Below are 17,011 nucleotides of genomic sequence, written 5' to 3'. Positions count from 1 at the left end.
CCTCCCCGCCACGTATTCCTTGAACAACGCCACCCGATGAGTGGCGAATGAGGACTTTATGAGCAAGACCAACGCTTCCCTGATGAAACGCCGCGAAGCCGCCGTACCGCGCGGTGTTGGCCAGATTCACCCGATCTTCGCCGAATCCGCGAAGAACGCCACGGTGACCGACGTTGAAGGTCGCGAGTTCATCGACTTCGCCGGCGGTATCGCCGTGCTGAACACCGGCCACGTGCACCCAAAAATCATCGCTGCCGTGACCGAACAGCTGAACAAGCTGACCCACACGTGCTTCCAGGTACTGGCCTACGAGCCGTACGTCGAAGTGTGCGAAAAAGTGAACGCCAAGGTCCCCGGCGATTTCGCCAAGAAAACCCTGTTGGTCACCACCGGTTCCGAAGCCGTTGAAAACGCCGTGAAAATCGCCCGTGCCGCGACTGGCCGTGCCGGCGTGATCGCCTTCACCGGCGCCTACCACGGCCGCACCATGATGACCCTGGGTCTGACCGGTAAAGTCGTGCCTTACTCGGCCGGCATGGGCCTGATGCCAGGCGGCGTGTTCCGCGCGCTGTACCCGAACGAACTGCACGGTGTCAGCGACGACGACTCCATCGCCAGCATCGAACGCATCTTCAAGAACGATGCCGAGCCGCGTGATATTGCCGCCATCATCATCGAGCCGGTCCAAGGCGAAGGCGGTTTCTACGTCGCGCCGAAGCCGTTCATGAAGCGCCTGCGCGAACTGTGCGACAAGCACGGCATCCTGCTGATCGCCGACGAAGTGCAAACCGGTGCCGGCCGTACCGGTACCTTCTTCGCCATGGAACAGATGGGCGTTGCCGCCGACCTGACCACCTTCGCCAAATCCATCGCTGGCGGCTTCCCCCTGGCCGGTGTGTGCGGCAAGGCCGAATACATGGACGCCATTGCCCCAGGTGGCCTGGGCGGCACCTATGCCGGTAGCCCGATCGCTTGCGCCGCTGCGCTGGCGGTGATGGAAGTGTTTGAGGAAGAGCACCTGCTGGACCGCTGCAAGGCTGTCGGCGAGCGCCTGGTGACTGGCCTCAAGGCGATTCAAGCCAAGTACCCGGTGATCGGTGACGTGCGTGCCCTGGGCGCGATGATCGCGGTCGAGTTGTTTGAAGACGGCGACAGCCACAAGCCAAACGCCGCAGCCGTTGCCGCCGTGGTGGCCAAGGCGCGTGACAAGGGCCTGATCCTGCTGTCCTGCGGCACCTACGGCAACGTGTTGCGCGTACTGGTCCCGCTGACCTCGCCGGACGAGCAGTTGGACAAAGGCTTGGCGATCATCGAAGAGTGCTTCGCAGAGCTGGCGTAAGTTAAGGTGTAAGAGTATCTGTACGGTATGGCAGAGCGGCGGCGATAAGTCGCCGCTCTGTTATAGCGGCCTATAACACATAGGCTTTCTATATGTTTATGTCGAACTCTCCATTGATTGTGCTTTGATGTCTGCCATAGGTCGGCTGGCACTTGACATTCACACTTCCGGAAATGTTTGAACTGGTGACAGCTGTAATTGTGACTGTGCCTTCAATGTTTTTGTTGTATACCGGAAGGTTATCGATAATGGTGACTTCATAAAATAAGAAGCTAATATCGTTGACGTTGTGAACGCCTACCGTGACCTCCTTTTCACCAAAATCGATATCGATAAGGCGGCCAGTCGTTGATTCGCGTCCTTGAATCAGCGGATTTCCATCAGGGTGGTAAGAAAACTCATCTGCATTAAAATCATCACAGTACGTGATAGTTGTATTAAATGTTCCGCTCGCATTTGATACTTGGATTATTGAAGGCGCGCAGTTGTTTTGTTGAATGCGATTCATGGTGTTCGTCCTTGTTGGTTAAAATGGCGGTTTCCTATAACTAAGGTCTTCATTGGATGTCTTTATAGAGCATCCGAGTAGTTAGGCTAGGTGTGGGGCAGGCCCCTGTCTACTGTCAAATGTCACAGTGGACAAGCTAATAAATTTATGAATCCTGCAAGTTGTTTGTGAGTGATTCGTCGTAACTAATTGAATGTTAGTGTTTGAGGTTGCCGCGGAATTTGCTTAAACAGGCGTTGTTGAATGTGCTGCGACGCTCGGTTGGATGTGTACGGTGATGGGCCGAACGCCTTCCGGTTGCATCGAGAAAAAACCGTAAGATTTGCTCAGTGCCGACTGGTAGTTGCCGGGGGCGGCGGCTTGCCCTTGGTGTTGTTGTGCTTTGGAGTGAGCACGTTATCAGCAGGCCCGAAACAATATTTGTCGGGCATTCAGCCGGCAACCACGCGATTCTTGCCCAGGCGCTTGGCCTCATACATGGCGGCATCGGCGCGGGCGAACAGGCTGTCCAGGGTGGAGTCTTCCTCGGTCAGGCTGGCTAGGCCCTGGCTGATGGTCACGCTGAACGCCTGGCCCTCATAGCTGAAGCTCAGCGCCTGAATCTCCTTGCCCAGGCGCTCGGCCACTTGCAGCGCCATCTCCGGCGCGCAACCTGGCAGCACGGCCGCGAACTCTTCGCCGCCAATGCGCCCGAACAGGTCGCCACGGCGCAGGACCCCGCGACCGCTCTCGGCGATACGCCGCAGCACCTGGTCGCCCTCCAGGTGGCCGTAGGTGTCGTTGACGTCCTTGAAGTCATCGATGTCCAGCAGCAGGAAGGCCAGCGGCGCGCCTTGGGCGCAGGCGCTGTCGAAGGCCTGGTTGGCGCATTCGAAGAAGTGTCGGCGGTTGCTGCTCTGGGTCAGCACGTCGGTGGTGGCGAGACGGTGCAGCTCCAGTTCCAGCTGTTTTTTTTCCGTGATGTCTTCGGCCATGCCGACGACGATCACCGGCTCGCCGGGTTCTACCTGCTGGTTGATGTAGCACTTGTCGCTCAGCCAGCGGATCTGCCCGTCGGCGGTGATGATGCGGTACTCGCGGTCTTCCACGGCCCCCTGCTCCAGCACGCGCGCCAGGCTGTGTTCGGCGTAATCGAGGTCTTCGGGGTGAATACTGTTGCGCCATTCGCGGTGGTCGGCCAGCAGCAGGCCGGCGGAACGTCCAAAAATCCGCTCATACGCCGGGCTCACGTAGAGCACGCGGCGGGTTTGCCAATCGATGGCCCACAACACGGCGTTTACGCTGACCAGCAGAGAACTGAGCAATTGTTCGCGCTCACTCAGTCGCTCGACTTCGCCCTGGGCATGGACCAGTGCCAGAAGGGTTGCTGCCGCGGCCGGACGCGGAGGGTCAGCGGTAGGGCTGTCGGCGGTGAAGGGCTTTTCGAGAACCATCGGCACAACTCTCTCTGGGCGCGCCGCAAGATCGAGCAGCGGTCACTACAAGGGGCCACCATGATGGCGAAGTGTTCATTGAGAGAGGCGAATTGCAGTGAAGTTCCGTCAACAGGCTCGATTGGCGGTGTCCGAGAAATGGCGCCAAAAAGCTGATGGGTGGGAGGGCAAGCCCTCCCACGCGACTGTCAGACCGCCGCAGGACGCAGCGAATAGGTCTTCAATTGGTGGGCAAAATCCCGCAGGGACTGGATGCCGCTGGCCTCGGCCTCGTGCACCCATTCCTTGATGGCGGCGAGCATATCGTGGCCGTTGGAGCTGGTCTTGAGCCAGATCTGCTGCAGCGCCAGGCGTTTTTCGTAGATCACTTTCAGCGCCTGGCTGTGTTCCAGCATGCTCTGGATACGCAGGTGGTGGCGGTCATCCAGCAGGCTGGTTTCCCGCGACAGCAGGCGTTTGGCGCGGTGGAACTGGTGGCGCACCGAGTGATCGACTTTTTCCAGTTCCTGCTTGACCAACGGGCCGATCACCAACTTGCGGTACTGGGCCATGATCTGGAAGCGGTTGTTGAGGATCGCCATGGCGGTGTCCATGTCCAGATGGCCCTTGCCTTCCACGCGGTGGGCAATCGGTGCCACACGCTGCACCTTGGCCAGGCGCAGGAAGCTGAACACCTTGATCCATGCCCACCCCAGGTCGAATTCCCACTTCTTCACCGACAGCTTGGCCGAGTTGGGGTAGGTGTGGTGATTGTTGTGCAGCTCTTCGCCGCCGACGATGATGCCCCACGGCACCAGGTTGGTGGCGGCGTCACGGCATTCGAAGTTGCGGTAGCCCACGGCGTGGCCCAGGCCGTTGATCACGCCGGCGGCCCAGAACGGAATCCACATCATCTGGATTGCCCAGATGGTGATGCCGATGGCGCCGAACAGCAGCAGGTCGATCACGCCCATGATCGCCACACCCAGCAGCGGGTAAGGAGTGTAGAGCTTGCGCTCGATCCAGTCGTCCGGGCAGTTCTTGCCGTAGATGCGCAGGGTCTCGGGGTTTTCGGCCTCGGCACGGTACAGCTCGGCGCCTTTGCGCAATACGGTGGACAGGCCCTTGATCACCGGGCTGTGCGGGTCGTCGACGGTTTCGCACTTGGCGTGGTGCTTGCGGTGGATGGCGGTCCACTCGCGGGTGTTCTGCGCCGTGGTCAGCCACAGCCAGAAGCGGAAGAAGTGTTTCAGGCCGGCATTGAGCTCCAGGGAGCGATGGGCTGAATAGCGGTGCAGATAGACCGTGACCCCAACGATGGTCACGTGGGTCATCAACAGGGTGACTGCCACCAGTTGCCAGGCCGACAAGTCAAGAAAACCGTTGTACCACATAGGCTGTATGGCCCTCAGATAAAGAAAAGAACAGCACACGCATTATCACTAAGCCTACAGAGAAAACCAGCGGCCCTTTCAGATAAGACTTACGAGATGTTACATATCCTATAATCCCCATTCTTTGTAGGACGATTCTGGGCTTTTAGTAAGGATTACTGGGCATATGCTGTTTTCATACCGAGGAGCCCTGCGTGCGGGGCTGGTATACCTGCTGGCTTCGAGCGTCTGGATAGGCCTCACTCATCGGGTATTGATCGAGTTTCTCGATAGTCCAACCGACCTGCACCAGTGGTTGCAGGTGCGCGGTTACGTGTGGGTCGCGCTCAGTGCCTGGCTGATCTACCTGATCTGTGCCCGATCTGACCGGGCCGACCAGCAGCAACCCTTGAAGGAGAACCGCGAGCGCCTGCGCCAGGCTGCAGCCGTGTTCGATTGCACCCGCGAAGGGGTGCTGGTCACCGACGCCAAGGGCCTGATTGTGCATGTGAACCGGGCCTTCATGGAAATCACCGGCTACCAGTGCGAAGACGTCATGGGCCGGCAGCCGAGCCTGTTCAAGTCCGGTCGCCATTCGTCGAATTTCTATCAACAGATGTTCCAGACCCTGGAACACACCGGTGAATGGAGCGGTGAAATCTGGAATCGGCGCAAAAGCGGTGAGATTTATCCACAGTGGCAAACCATTCGCGTGATTCACGATGACCTGGGCCATATCAGCCATTACGTCGCGGTGTTTTCCGACATCAGCGCCATCAAGGATTCCGAGCACGAACTGGCCCACCTGGCCCACCACGACCCGCTGACCGACCTGCCCAACCGCCTGCTGTTCACCGACCGTGCCGAGCAGGCGCTGGCCTCGGCGCAACTCCACAAGCGCGGCTGCGCCCTGCTGTTGCTGGACCTGGATCACTTCAAGATCATCAACGACAGCCTTGGCCATAATGTGGGCGACCAGTTGCTCAAACTGGTGGGCGAGCGGCTCAAGGCGCTGTTCGGCCCTGGCGTGACCCTGGCGCGCCTGGGCGGGGATGAGTTCGCGGTGCTCGCGGAAAACTGCTCACAGGTGGTGCAGGCGGCGGCTTTGGCACAGCGCATGCTGGATGTGATGAAGCAGCCGTTCATCTTTGACGGCCATCAGCTGTTTATCAGCGCCAGCATCGGCATCAGCCTGTTCCCCAATGATGCCCTGAGCGCCGAGCAATTGTTGCGCAACGCCGATTCCGCGCTCTTCAAGGCCAAAAGCGTGGGCCGCGAAGGCTACGCGTTGTACACCGAAGAACTCACCGCCCACGCGCAGAACCGGGTGGAAATCGCCAGCGAACTGCGCCGCGCCCTCGAGCAGCAGGAGTTGCGCGTCTACTACCAACCGGTGCACGACTTGCACACCAGCCGCCTGATCGGCGTCGAAGCACTGGTGCGCTGGCAACACCCCGAGCGTGGCCTGGTGCCGCCGGGTGATTTCATCCCCATCGCCGAACGCACCGGGTTGATTGCCGAGATCGATGGGTGGGTGATGGACCAGGCCTGCCGGCAGATGTGCCGATGGCTGGCCGACGGCGCGCCGCTGAGCTTTATTGCAATCAATGTATCCAGCCGCCTGTTTGCCCGGCGCGAACTCTACGATCAAGTCGCCCAGGTGCTGCACGATACCGGCCTGGATCCGGCCTTTTTGGAGCTGGAGGTCACCGAAAGCGCGGTAATGGACGACCCCGAAGTGGCCCTGGAGCAACTCCACCGCCTGCGCGAACTGGGCTTGCGCCTGGCCATCGATGACTTCGGCACCGGCTATTCCTCCCTGCTGCGCCTCAAGCGCCTGCCGGTGCAGAAACTCAAGATCGACCAGGGCTTTGTCGCCGGGCTGCCGTGGGACGAAGACGATGCCGCCATCGTGCGGGTGGTGATCGCCCTGGCGAAAAGCATGGGCATGCAGGTGCATGCCGAGGGGATCGAACAGATGGAGCAGGCGCGGTTCTTGTTGGAGCAGCACTGCGATATGGGCCAGGGGTACTGGTTTGGGCGGCCGATGCCGGCGGACGAGATTGATTGGAACTGCGCACCCACTCTCCAGCCTTGAAATGCATTCAAATGTGGGAGGGGGCTTGCCCCCGATAGCGGTGTGCCAGTCTGAACATGTGTTACTGATAGACCGCCCTCGGGGGCAAACCCCCTCCCACATTGGGATATTCACAAGGCGTTATTTCAGCGCTCGGTCGCAAAACACGCGCGCAACCCCACGTCCTGCCAGAAAATTCTTTCTGGTTATATAAACATTCTTAAATAGTATTTTTAAGAATATCCGCGCTTATCTACTATCGCCCTACGCCGCAAGCAGTGCCGCCACTGCGAGGCACTATTCATTTCAGGAGCGAGACCATGAGCGCATCTCTACGTAGCGTCGACGGCCAGGACGAAGCAGCCATTTTGCGCGAGATCCAGAGCGCCTTGCGCGATCTGCGGTTTGGCGCGGTGGAAATCACTGTGCACAACGCTCAAGTGGTACAGATCGAACGCAAGGAAAAATTCCGTTTGCAGAATCCGGGTAACAAACCGAGCTAAGCAATAACGGCGATAGACCCCGTCACTATAAGAAAAAGCCAACACCCAGAATTTTCAGGAGCTTCTATGTCGTCGATTCGCCGTTATGCCCTGGCCGCCCTGGCCAGCGCCGTGTTTGCCGGTTCCGCCGTTGCCAAGGACTACGAGTTGCTCAACGTCTCGTACGATCCTACCCGTGAGCTGTATCAGGACTACAACGCTGAGTTCACCAACTTCTGGAAACAGTCCCACCCCGGCGACACCGTCAAGATCCAGCAATCCCACGGTGGTTCGGGCAAGCAAGGCCGGGCCGTGATCGACGGCCTGCGCGCCGACGTGGTGACCCTGGCCCTGGCCGGCGACATCGACGAAATCGCCAAGCTGGGCAAGACCCTGCCGGAAAACTGGCAGACCCGCCTGCCGGATGCGAGCACCCCCTACACCTCGACCATCGTGTTCCTGGTGCGCAAGGGCAACCCTAAAGGCATCAAGGATTGGGGCGACCTGATCAAGAAAGACGTGTCGGTGATCACGCCCAACCCGAAAACCTCCGGCGGTGCGCGCTGGAACTTCCTTGCCGCCTGGGCCTACGGCCTGAAATCCGGTGGCAGCGAAGCCAAGGCCCAGGAATACGTCAAGGAGCTGTTCAAGCACGTGCCGATCCTCGACACCGGCGCGCGCGGCTCGACCATTACCTTCGTCAACAACGGTCAGGGCGACGTGTTGCTGGCCTGGGAAAACGAAGCCTTCCTGGCCCTGAAAGAAGACGGCGGCGCCGACAAGTTCGACATCGTCGTGCCGTCCCTGTCGATCCTCGCGGAGCCGCCGGTGGCCGTGGTCGACAAGAACGCCGAGAAAAAGGGCAACACCGAGATCGCCACTGAATACCTCAAGCACCTGTACAGCCCGGCTGGCCAGGAGATTGCGGCGAAGAACTTCTACCGCCCACGGGATGCAAAAGTGGCCGCCAAATACGCCCAGCAGTTCCCGAAACTGGACCTGGTGACTATCGACAAAGACTTCGGCGGCTGGAAAACTGCCCAGCCGAAATTCTTTAACGACGGTGGCGTGTTCGACCAGATCTACACGGCGCAGTAAGCCAAAGTACCGGTAGGAGCGAGCTTGCTCGCGAAGATCGTCAACGATGACGCGGGCATTCTGAATGAGCGCGGTGCCCTTGAGGTCTTCGCGAGCAAGCTCGCTCCTACAGTGGTTTCTACCTTTAACCAAGGACTCTTATGTCGCGTCGTATTTCCCCCGTCATACCCGGCTTCGGGCTGACGCTGGGCTACACCGTGGTGTACCTCAGCCTGATCGTACTCATCCCCCTCGCGGCGATGTTTGTACACGCCGCTCAACTCACCTGGGATCAGTTCTGGAACATCATCTCCGCACCGCGTGTGCTGGCGGCGTTGAAACTGAGCTTCAGTACCGCGCTGTACGCCGCCCTGATCAACGGCGTGATCGGCACGCTGCTGGCCTGGGTGCTGGTGCGCTACACCTTCCCCGGCCGCAAGATCATCGACGCGATGATCGATCTGCCGTTCGCCCTGCCCACCGCCGTGGCCGGTATTGCCCTGACTGCGCTGTACACGCCGACCGGCCTGGTGGGCCAGTTCGCCGCCGACCTGGGCTTCAAGATTGCCTACAGCCCCTTGGGCATCACCCTGGCGCTGACTTTCGTGACCCTGCCGTTCGTGGTGCGCACGGTGCAGCCGGTACTCGCCGATATCCCCCGGGAAATCGAAGAAGCCGCCGCCTGCCTGGGCGCCAAGCCGTTGCAGGTGTTTCGCTACATCCTCGTCCCCGCGCTGCTGCCCGCCTGGCTGACCGGCTTCGCCCTGGCGTTTGCCCGTGGCGTCGGTGAGTACGGCTCGGTGATTTTCATCGCCGGCAACATGCCGATGAAAACCGAGATCCTGCCGCTGCTGATCATGGTCAAGCTCGACCAGTACGACTACCGCGGCGCCACCTCCATTGGCGTACTGATGCTGGTGGTTTCCTTTGTCCTGCTGCTGCTGATCAACTTGTTGCAGCGGCGCATCGAACGTCCATAAGGAGGCGCGGAACATGTCCCAATCGTCTATTTCCGCGGCATCCTCGGCCAACGCAGCCCGCCGTGGCAGCGCTGTTTCCCGACGCATCCTGATCAGCCTGGGCTGGCTGGTGTTCTTCCTGTTCCTGCTGCTGCCGCTGTTTATCGTGGTGTCCCAGGGCTTGAAGAACGGCCTCGGTGCGTTTTTCACCGCGATCCTTGAACCGGACGCGTTGTCCGCACTGAAACTCACGGTGATCGCCGTGCTGATTTCGGTGCCGCTCAACCTGGTATTCGGCGTCAGCGCGGCCTGGTGCGTGAGCAAGTACTCGTTCCGTGGCAAGAGCATCCTGGTGACGCTGATCGACCTGCCGTTCTCGGTCTCCCCGGTGATCGCCGGCCTGGTCTACGTGCTGATGTTCGGCGCCCAGGGCCTGTTTGGCCCGTGGTTGCAGGAGCATGACATCCAGATCGTGTTCGCCTTGCCCGGCATCGTGCTGGCGACCATCTTCGTCACCGTGCCGTTCGTCGCCCGCGAACTGATCCCGCTGATGCAGGAGCAAGGCACCCAGGAAGAAGAGGCCGCGCGCCTGCTCGGTGCCAATGGCTGGCAGATGTTTTGGCATGTCACCGTGCCGAATATCAAATGGGGCCTGATCTACGGCGTGGTGCTGTGCACCGCGCGGGCCATGGGGGAGTTCGGCGCGGTGTCGGTGGTGTCCGGCCATATTCGCGGCGTGACCAACACCTTGCCGCTGCACGTCGAGATTCTCTACAACGAATACAACCACGTTGCCGCGTTTGCGGTGGCGAGTCTGCTGCTGATCCTGGCGCTCTTCATCCTGCTGCTCAAGCAGTGGAGCGAGAACCGTATTAATCGCCTGCGCGCCAGTGCGGCTGAGGAATAAGTCATGTCGATCGAAGTCCGTAACGTCAGCAAGAACTTCAACGCCTTCAAGGCCCTGGACAGCATCAACCTGGATATCCAGAGTGGCGAGCTGGTGGCCTTGCTTGGGCCTTCCGGCTGCGGCAAGACCACCTTGCTGCGCATCATCGCCGGCCTGGAAACCCCGGATGACGGCAGCATCGTGTTCCACGGTGAAGACGTCTCCGGCCACGACGTGCGTGATCGCAACGTCGGTTTTGTGTTCCAGCACTACGCGCTGTTCCGCCACATGACCGTGTTCGACAATGTCGCCTTCGGCCTGCGCATGAAGCCGAAGAACCAGCGTCCGAACGAAAGCCAGATTGCGGCCAAGGTTCACGAACTGCTGAACATGGTGCAGCTGGACTGGCTGTCCGACCGTTACCCGGAACAACTCTCCGGTGGCCAGCGCCAGCGTATCGCCTTGGCCCGCGCGTTGGCGGTCGAGCCGAAAGTGCTGCTGCTGGATGAACCCTTCGGCGCCCTCGATGCCAAGGTGCGTAAGGAACTGCGCCGCTGGCTGGCGCGCCTGCACGAAGACATTAACCTGACCTCGGTGTTCGTGACCCACGACCAGGAAGAGGCCATGGAAGTCGCCGACCGCATCGTGGTGATGAACAAAGGCGTGATCGAGCAGATCGGCTCACCGGGCGACGTCTACGAAAACCCGGCCAGCGATTTCGTCTACCACTTCCTCGGCGACTCCAACCGCCTGCACCTGGGCGAGGACAAGCATGTGCTGTTCCGTCCGCATGAAGTGTCGCTGTCGCGCCACGAACTGGAAGACCACCACGCGGCTGAAGTGCGTGATATTCGTCCGTTGGGTGCGACCACGCGGGTGACCTTGAAGGTCGAAGGCCAGACAGACCTGATCGAAGCCGAAGTGGTGAAAGACCACGACAGCCTGACCGGTTTGGCACGGGGCGAGACCTTGTTCTTCAAGCCCAAGGTCTGGCAAAAAGCCTGAGTTCACCGCAAAACCAACTCTGAAACTGGGACCAAATGTGGGAGGGGGCTTGCCCCCGATAGCAGTGGGTCAGCAGCAGATAAGCTGACTGAAACACCGCCATCGGGAGCAAGCCCCCTCCCACATTCAGACCTGTCTCGGCTTCAGATCGCGGCGAACCACCGGTCCCGAGCGCTCTTCGATCTGCTGCTTCAAACCCTTGCGCAGCCCCAGCAAAAACGCCACCTCCGCCACCACAAACAACGGCCCCACAATCAGCCCCGACACGTCGTCCACAAACGCCGGCTTCCTGCCCTCGTAGTAATGCCCGACAAACTGAATCACCCAGCCCACCACGAACATTCCCACCCCGCTGCTGAGCCACACCGTCGTGCTCTGCGCCGCCAACACGTGCCCGGCCCACACCGACAAACCCATCAACACCGTCATCAGCACGCCCAGGGCCAGTTCAAGCCGCAGGTAAAACCACGCCGAAAACAGCGCCACTATCACCGCCGGGGAAAGCCACAGCCCGCCCACCGCCCATTCGGGGCGTGACAGCAGCACAGCCACGGCGACCACAATCAGCGGGATGCCGATGAAGTGGCTGGCGATATTGCGTGGATCGCGGTGGTAGGCGGCGTATTGACTGAGATGATCGACGAGGCTTTTCATTGTTGTTCCTCCTGTAGGATGTTTGATCATGCCCTGTCAGCCTGGGACTAACTGTCAGTTGGGCGACAATCTTCGGAGTTCTCATGGATGCGACGCAATGGCACGCCCGGTTGGCCGTCGGCCACTGGTTCAGTCACCTGCCCGTACCTTTCCAGCATAGTCTGCTGGCCCATGCGCGGCTGCGGCAGCTGACGGCGGGACAGTACCTGTTCAAGCGCGGCGACCCGCCCTGCGGCTTGTATGCGGTGCTCGAGGGCACGTTGCGTGTCAGTGCGGTGAATGAGCACGGCAAGGAAGCGCTGTTGAGCCTGGTGGGGGCGCCTTACTGGTTCGGCGAGATCTGCCTGTTCGACGGCTTGCCGCGCACCCACGACGCCTGCGCCACGGGGGCGTGCACGCTGGTGCAGGTGCCGCAACAGGCGCTGCTGAAGATCCTCGATCAATCCCCTTGTTACTGGCGCGACCTGGCGCTGCTGATGAGCCAGAAGCTGCGCCTGAGTTTTATCGGCCTCGAACAGCTCAGCCTGATGCCCGCTTCGGTGCGTCTGGCCCACCGGCTGTTGATGATTGTTGAGGGCTACGGCGACATGGCGCCTTCAAAACGCGTGCTGCAACTGCCCCAGGAAGACCTGGCGGCGATGTTGAGCCTGTCGCGCCAGACCACCAATGCCTTGCTCAAGGACCTGCAAGCCCAGGGCATCGTGCGCCTGGGCTACGGCGAGATCGAAATCCTCGATGCCCAGCGGCTACGAGAGGCGGCGCACACCTGAGGGTGTTAGCCTGCAAACCTGATCAATCGAGGTGTGTTATGCGTGTGCTGTTAGTGGAACATGAATCCGAAGAGGCACAGCGGATGGCCCAGGGCTTGAACGAGGCCGGCTATACCGTGGAAGTCGCGGCCAACGGCATGGCGGCGCAGCGCTTTGTCGAAAGCGCCGAGTACGACCTGGTGATCCTGGATGTGATGCTGCCAGGCCTGAACGCCTGGAAGCTGCAGCAGGCCATCCGGCAGCAGGGCGAAACGCCGGTGTTGTTCCTGACCACGCCGGGCGGGATTGAAGATCGCCTGCGCGGTCTGGAGTTGCATGAGGATGATTACCTGCTCAAGCCGTTTGAGGCCAAGGGGTTGGTGATGCGGGTCAGGAAACTGTTGCGGCGGGATCGGGGTCGCTGAGCGATCGCCATCGGGAGCATAGGTATCTACACAACTCGGGCTCAACACTGAACGCCCGGCAGATAGGGCTGTTGTGGTGAGCGGGCTTGTCCCGCGCTGGGCTGCGTAGCAGCCCCAGTAAAGAAGAACGCGGTGTATCAGACACTCTGTAGAGGCTGGTTTTGGGGCTGCTACGCAGTCCAGCGCGGGACAAGCCCGCTCGCCACAGTGAGATTTGTCAGGGGCTGAAAAGTTGTGTAGATACCCATGCCCCGATGAGGCCTTCAGCCTCCCCACACATCCCCCTACCGCAACCCATCCCGAAACTGCCCCGGCGTCATCCCCGTCCAGCGCTTGAACGCTCGATTAAAGCTGCTGGTATCGGCAAATCCCAACAGATGGCTGACCTCGGCCAATGAACACTGTGGATCACGCAAGTGGAGCAACGCCAAGTTCTGGCGACACTCATTGAGCAACGCATCAAACCGACACCCCTCATCCGCCAGATGCCGCTGCAGACTGCGCAAACTCAAGTGCAGCGCCTGGGCGATCCGCTCGGCACTCGGCTCGCCGTCGGGCAGTTGGGCCTCGATGGCTGCGCGCACCTTGCGTTCCCAGGTCAGCGGTTGCAGTTGCGCCAGGGTGCGTTTGAGCACGGTTTCGTTGTGTTCGGCCAGTTCCGGGTTGGCATCGTCCAGGTGGCTGTCGAAATCGCTGGCGGCGAATTCGAGGCGGTCTTCCTCGGCGCCGAAAAATACCGGTGCGCGGAACACCGTGTGCCAGGGCTTGGGGTCGGCGGGTTGCGGGCGCCGCAGGTAAACCGCCAGCGGCGCATAGTCGCGGCCCAGGCGATTGCGGCACGTGCGCACATAGATCGCGGCAAACGCATCGATGGCCTCCAGCGCCGGCGCTGGCCTGCCCGGCGGTTGCAGCAGGCGAAAGCGGTAGCGCTCGCCATCGCCGCTGAGTTCCAGGCTCAGGGCATCGCTGACCACCTGGTGATACCGCACGATGCGCTCGAACACCTCGCGCAGGCTGCCACTCGCCACCAGCGCATAACCCAGCGCATGAAAGGTGGTCGGGCTGACAAACCGCGACACCCGCAACCCGATGGCCGGATCGCCGCTGGCCTGCACCGCCAGTTCCCACAGGCGCGTGGTGGCCGACAGCGGATAACGCGCGTTGGGGTCGTCCATCTGCTGCGGATCGAGCCCGGCCTGGGCGCACAGCGCGGCACTGTCGAGGCCCAGGGCATCGAGCTGCTTGCGCAGGGCGCGGGTCCAGCTGGCGAGGGAAGTGGGTTCGGTCATGGCGATTGGCGCTTGCGGTCAACAGGTTGGCGTGTGGGGCTAGCGTCCTGCAAGAAGCCCTGGTGCAGGATGTAACCATCAATGAGTAAGAGGATGGGAGCATGGACGGTACTTCTGCAAGTCCCCAGCAGATGAACGCGCAACAGCGTTCGGCGCATATCCGTGAAGTGGTGCTCGCCGAAGGCGTACGCTTGCGCCGCCGGCACCCGTGGTTGCAGCATCAGGACGCTCTGGGCGCGGGCATCCTGGCCTTCGCCCTGCTCGGCATGATCGGCTCGGCGGCGCTCTATATCAGCGGTCATATGACCTGGTGGGCCTGCCTGCTGCTCAATGCGTTCCTCGCCTCACTGACCCACGAGCTGGAACACGACCTGATCCACAGCATGTACTTTCGCAAACAGCGCGTGCCCCACAACCTGATGATGGGCCTGGTGTGGCTGGCGCGGCCGAGCACCATCAACCCGTGGATCCGCCGGCATCTGCACCTCAATCACCACAAGGTCTCCGGCACCGAGACCGATATGGAGGAACGTGCGATCACCAACGGCGAGCCCTGGGGCCTGGCGCGGTTGCTGATGGTGGGCGATAACGTGATGTCGGCGTTTATCCGCATGCTGCGCGCCAAGACTTGGGGCCACAAACTCAAGATCCTCAAGCGCTCGCTGCTGGTCTACGCACCTTTGGCGCTGCTGCATTGGGGCGCGTGGTACCTCTTCCTCGGTTTCCATGCCGCCAACGGCATCGCCAGCCTGCTGGGCACGCCGATCGACTGGTCCGCCGGCACCTTGCAGATGATGCAGGTGATCGACATCGCCGCCGTGGTGATCATCGGCCCCAATGTGCTGCGCACCTTTTGCCTGCACTTTGTCAGCTCCAACATGCACTACTACGGCGATGTGGAACCGGGCAATGTGATCCAGCAAACCCAAGTGCTGAATCCGTGGTGGCTGTGGCCGTTGCAGGCGTTCTGCTTCAACTTCGGCAGCACCCACGGGATTCACCATTTTGTGGTGAAGGAGCCGTTCTACATCCGCCAGATGACGGCCAAGGTGGCGCATAAGGTCATGGCCGAGATGGGCGTGCGCTTCAATGATTTCGGCACGTTTGCGCGGGCCAATCGGCTTGAGCCCATGGCGTCGCCCCAGGCCCGGCTCAATCCGGCTGAAACGGCGACGCGCTGAGCACCACGCCGGTTTCGTCGACGTACTGCTGCCAGTGGCCGATCAACGTGGCGAGCTTGTCCGGATGACTCAAGGCCAGGTCGTGGATTTCGCCAGGGTCCTGGCCCAGGTCATACAGCTGCCAGGTCGCCGGGCCCACGGGGCCGGGGATGTACACGGCTTTCCACTGGCCCTGGCGAATCGCGCGGCGGCCGAACAGTTCCCAGCCGGTTACGGTGTTGTCGTCGTGCACCTGGGCGGTCTCGCCGGAGAGGAAGCCGAGCCACGACTTGCCCCGCAGCGGCGCCACCGGCTTGCCACGCCATTGTTTGCCCGGATGGCGCACGCCGGCCAGGTCGAGAATGGTCGGCGTGATGTCCATCACCGTGCCGAACCCATGGCTGATACGACCTTTGAGCGACAACTGCGGATAGTGCACCAGCGCCGGCACGCGAATCCCGCCCTCGGTAGTGAACGCCTTGAACAACCGCGACGGCGCCGTCGCCACCTGCGCCCACGACGGGCCATACCAGACGTAGGAGTTGGCGCGGCCGATATTGTCGAGGCTGTTGTCGTAATGCTGGTTGAGGTAAGTGAGCAACTGCGGCCCGAACTTGGGGAACGCCTCCAACAGCGCACCTTCGGCGCCGTTGTCGGACATGAACACAATGAACGTATTGTCCAACTGTCCCTGCTGACGCAGGTAATCCACCACTCGGCCGATGTTCCAGTCCATACGCTCGACCATCGCCGCATACACCTCCATGGCCCGCGCCGACACCTGGCGCTGTTCGTCGCTCAAGGCGGCCCACTGGGTGTTCAGCTCGATCAACGGATGGGGTTCGACATTGGCGTCGATCAGCCCCAATGCCTTGAGTTTTTCCAGGCGTTCCAGGCGCAGCACTTCGGGGCCGGCGTCGTAGCGGCCACGGTACTTTTCGACGATGTCCGCAGGCGCCTGCAACGGCCAGTGCGGCGCGGAAAACGGCAGGTAGGCGAAGAACGGCCGGGCCTGGTCGCGCTCCTTGAGGTAGTGCAGCAGCTTGTCGCCGAAGGCATCGGAGGAATAGAAGTCCTTTGGCAATTGCTCCACGAACCGGTCGTCTTCGATGTACAGCGCCGGGGTGGATTTGAGCAGGCCCGGGGTGTCGTCGTTATAGGTCGGCTCGAAGCCGTAGTGGTTGGCCGCCCCCGGCAACAGCGAGAACGAGCGCTCGAAACCGCGGGCGTGGGGCGCGAGTTCGGCGGTCAGGCCCAAGTGCCACTTGCCGCTCATCAATGTCTGGTAACCGGCTTCGCGCAGCAACTCCGGCAGTGCCACCACCTTGTCATTCAAGTAGCCCTCGTAGCCGGGCTTGCCGATCAGCTCCGGCGTCAGCGCCTCGGCCATGGTGCCGATACCGGCAATATGGTGGTCGGTGCCGGTGAGCAGCATCGAGCGGGTAGGCGAGCACGTCGGGGCGGTGTGGAAGTCGGTCAGGCGCAGGCCGTTCAGGGCGAGGGCGTCCAGGTGCGGCGTGGAAATTTCCCCGCCAAACGCACCGAGGTCCGAGAAGCCCATGTCATCGGCCAGGATCACGAGAAAATTGGGACGTTGCGGCATCAAGGCACTCCTT

16 protein-coding genes are annotated in these 17,011 nt (G+C 61.1%); 10 read left to right on the top strand and 6 right to left on the bottom strand.

Going from position 1 to position 17,011, the window contains the following annotated elements:
* Nucleotides 1-58 precede the first annotated feature (58 nt).
* Nucleotides 59-1,339, top strand: coding sequence for a 4-aminobutyrate--2-oxoglutarate transaminase (gabT, locus tag AC07OP_RS25330; RefSeq protein WP_495103161.1), 1,281 nt, complete (start codon nucleotides 59-61; stop codon nucleotides 1,337-1,339).
* Nucleotides 1,340-1,427: 88 nt separating this feature from the next.
* On the opposite strand, the gene AC07OP_RS25325 is transcribed toward gabT, so the two are convergent.
* From AC07OP_RS25325 to desA, 3 genes are all read right to left on the bottom strand, one after another.
* On the bottom strand, nucleotides 1,428-1,847 hold the full coding sequence (locus tag AC07OP_RS25325; protein ID WP_147296044.1) for a hypothetical protein: 420 nt from the start codon (nucleotides 1,845-1,847) through the stop codon (nucleotides 1,428-1,430).
* Nucleotides 1,848-2,278: 431 nt separating this feature from the next.
* Nucleotides 2,279-3,280, bottom strand: a complete 1,002-nt coding sequence (locus tag AC07OP_RS25320; protein ID WP_495103162.1) for a sensor domain-containing diguanylate cyclase — start codon at nucleotides 3,278-3,280, stop codon at nucleotides 2,279-2,281.
* 188 nt (nucleotides 3,281-3,468) lie between these two features.
* Nucleotides 3,469-4,653, bottom strand: coding sequence for a delta-9 fatty acid desaturase DesA (desA, locus tag AC07OP_RS25315; protein ID WP_027607871.1), 1,185 nt, complete (start codon nucleotides 4,651-4,653; stop codon nucleotides 3,469-3,471).
* Between the two features lie 166 nt (nucleotides 4,654-4,819).
* On the opposite strand from desA, the gene dibA reads away from it, so the two are divergent.
* From dibA to AC07OP_RS25285, 6 genes are all read left to right on the top strand, one after another.
* Nucleotides 4,820-6,730, top strand: a complete 1,911-nt coding sequence (gene dibA, locus AC07OP_RS25310) for a phosphodiesterase DibA (protein ID WP_495103163.1) — start codon at nucleotides 4,820-4,822, stop codon at nucleotides 6,728-6,730.
* A gap of 299 nt (nucleotides 6,731-7,029) precedes the next feature.
* On the top strand, nucleotides 7,030-7,212 hold the full coding sequence (gene oscA / locus AC07OP_RS25305; protein ID WP_003170956.1) for a sulfur starvation response protein OscA: 183 nt from the start codon (nucleotides 7,030-7,032) through the stop codon (nucleotides 7,210-7,212).
* Between the two features lie 66 nt (nucleotides 7,213-7,278).
* Entirely contained in the window at nucleotides 7,279-8,289 is a 1,011-nt protein-coding gene (locus tag AC07OP_RS25300) for a sulfate ABC transporter substrate-binding protein (RefSeq protein ID WP_027607869.1), read from the top strand.
* Between the two features lie 140 nt (nucleotides 8,290-8,429).
* A complete protein-coding gene (gene cysT, locus AC07OP_RS25295; protein ID WP_027607868.1) occupies nucleotides 8,430-9,248 on the top strand; it encodes a sulfate ABC transporter permease subunit CysT in 819 nt (272 codons plus the stop codon).
* 13 nt (nucleotides 9,249-9,261) lie between these two features.
* Nucleotides 9,262-10,134 carry a sulfate ABC transporter permease subunit CysW gene (gene cysW, locus AC07OP_RS25290; RefSeq protein ID WP_065926322.1) on the top strand — a complete coding sequence of 291 codons (873 nt, stop codon included), beginning with the start codon at nucleotides 9,262-9,264 and terminating at the stop codon, nucleotides 10,132-10,134.
* A gap of 3 nt (nucleotides 10,135-10,137) precedes the next feature.
* A complete protein-coding gene (locus tag AC07OP_RS25285; protein ID WP_495103164.1) occupies nucleotides 10,138-11,118 on the top strand; it encodes a sulfate/molybdate ABC transporter ATP-binding protein in 981 nt (326 codons plus the stop codon).
* 126 nt (nucleotides 11,119-11,244) lie between these two features.
* Here the strand turns inward: AC07OP_RS25285 and AC07OP_RS25280 are convergent, their stop codons facing one another.
* A complete protein-coding gene (locus tag AC07OP_RS25280; RefSeq protein WP_495103165.1) occupies nucleotides 11,245-11,772 on the bottom strand; it encodes an Mpo1 family 2-hydroxy fatty acid dioxygenase in 528 nt (175 codons plus the stop codon).
* Between the two features lie 83 nt (nucleotides 11,773-11,855).
* Here AC07OP_RS25280 and AC07OP_RS25275 point away from each other — a divergent pair, with 83 nt between their 5' ends.
* Nucleotides 11,856-12,542: a Crp/Fnr family transcriptional regulator gene (locus AC07OP_RS25275; protein ID WP_495103166.1), complete on the top strand. Its 687-nt coding sequence runs from the start codon at nucleotides 11,856-11,858 to the stop codon at nucleotides 12,540-12,542.
* A 38-nt stretch (nucleotides 12,543-12,580) separates the two neighbouring features.
* Nucleotides 12,581-12,946, top strand: a complete 366-nt coding sequence (locus AC07OP_RS25270) for a response regulator (RefSeq protein ID WP_495103167.1) — start codon at nucleotides 12,581-12,583, stop codon at nucleotides 12,944-12,946.
* 284 nt (nucleotides 12,947-13,230) lie between these two features.
* On the opposite strand, the gene AC07OP_RS25265 is transcribed toward AC07OP_RS25270, so the two are convergent.
* Nucleotides 13,231-14,235 (bottom strand): AraC family transcriptional regulator, encoded by a 1,005-nt coding sequence (locus AC07OP_RS25265; protein WP_115487836.1) that lies wholly within the window; start codon nucleotides 14,233-14,235, stop codon nucleotides 13,231-13,233.
* A 101-nt stretch (nucleotides 14,236-14,336) separates the two neighbouring features.
* Between AC07OP_RS25265 and AC07OP_RS25260 the strand changes: the two genes are divergently transcribed.
* Nucleotides 14,337-15,416 carry a fatty acid desaturase gene (locus tag AC07OP_RS25260; protein WP_495103168.1) on the top strand — a complete coding sequence of 360 codons (1,080 nt, stop codon included), beginning with the start codon at nucleotides 14,337-14,339 and terminating at the stop codon, nucleotides 15,414-15,416.
* On the opposite strand, the gene AC07OP_RS25255 is transcribed toward AC07OP_RS25260, so the two are convergent.
* The gene (locus AC07OP_RS25255; protein WP_065926329.1) at nucleotides 15,388-16,998 is read right to left on the bottom strand and encodes an arylsulfatase; all 1,611 of its coding nucleotides are present in this window, start codon (nucleotides 16,996-16,998) and stop codon (nucleotides 15,388-15,390) included. The two genes, AC07OP_RS25260 and AC07OP_RS25255, sit on opposite strands and share 29 nt — an antisense overlap.
* Between the last annotated feature and the right edge of the window lie 13 nt (nucleotides 16,999-17,011).

The sequence above is a fragment of the Pseudomonas sp. GW821-FHT09D08 genome (assembly GCF_059416305.1).
Note: the sequence above shows the minus strand (reverse complement) of the source record. Positions and strands in the feature narration are given on the sequence as shown.

Coding starts and splice junctions, on each gene's coding strand:
- gabT (WP_495103161.1), top strand. CDS start 59: ATGAGCAAGACCAACGCTTCCCTGATGAAACGCCGCGAAGCCGCCGTA.
- AC07OP_RS25325 (WP_147296044.1), bottom strand. CDS start 1,847: ATGAATCGCATTCAACAAAACAACTGCGCGCCTTCAATAATCCAAGTA.
- AC07OP_RS25320 (WP_495103162.1), bottom strand. CDS start 3,280: ATGGTTCTCGAAAAGCCCTTCACCGCCGACAGCCCTACCGCTGACCCT.
- desA (WP_027607871.1), bottom strand. CDS start 4,653: ATGTGGTACAACGGTTTTCTTGACTTGTCGGCCTGGCAACTGGTGGCA.
- dibA (WP_495103163.1), top strand. CDS start 4,820: ATGCTGTTTTCATACCGAGGAGCCCTGCGTGCGGGGCTGGTATACCTG.
- oscA (WP_003170956.1), top strand. CDS start 7,030: ATGAGCGCATCTCTACGTAGCGTCGACGGCCAGGACGAAGCAGCCATT.
- AC07OP_RS25300 (WP_027607869.1), top strand. CDS start 7,279: ATGTCGTCGATTCGCCGTTATGCCCTGGCCGCCCTGGCCAGCGCCGTG.
- cysT (WP_027607868.1), top strand. CDS start 8,430: ATGTCGCGTCGTATTTCCCCCGTCATACCCGGCTTCGGGCTGACGCTG.
- cysW (WP_065926322.1), top strand. CDS start 9,262: ATGTCCCAATCGTCTATTTCCGCGGCATCCTCGGCCAACGCAGCCCGC.
- AC07OP_RS25285 (WP_495103164.1), top strand. CDS start 10,138: ATGTCGATCGAAGTCCGTAACGTCAGCAAGAACTTCAACGCCTTCAAG.
- AC07OP_RS25280 (WP_495103165.1), bottom strand. CDS start 11,772: ATGAAAAGCCTCGTCGATCATCTCAGTCAATACGCCGCCTACCACCGC.
- AC07OP_RS25275 (WP_495103166.1), top strand. CDS start 11,856: ATGGATGCGACGCAATGGCACGCCCGGTTGGCCGTCGGCCACTGGTTC.
- AC07OP_RS25270 (WP_495103167.1), top strand. CDS start 12,581: ATGCGTGTGCTGTTAGTGGAACATGAATCCGAAGAGGCACAGCGGATG.
- AC07OP_RS25265 (WP_115487836.1), bottom strand. CDS start 14,235: ATGACCGAACCCACTTCCCTCGCCAGCTGGACCCGCGCCCTGCGCAAG.
- AC07OP_RS25260 (WP_495103168.1), top strand. CDS start 14,337: ATGGACGGTACTTCTGCAAGTCCCCAGCAGATGAACGCGCAACAGCGT.
- AC07OP_RS25255 (WP_065926329.1), bottom strand. CDS start 16,998: ATGCCGCAACGTCCCAATTTTCTCGTGATCCTGGCCGATGACATGGGC.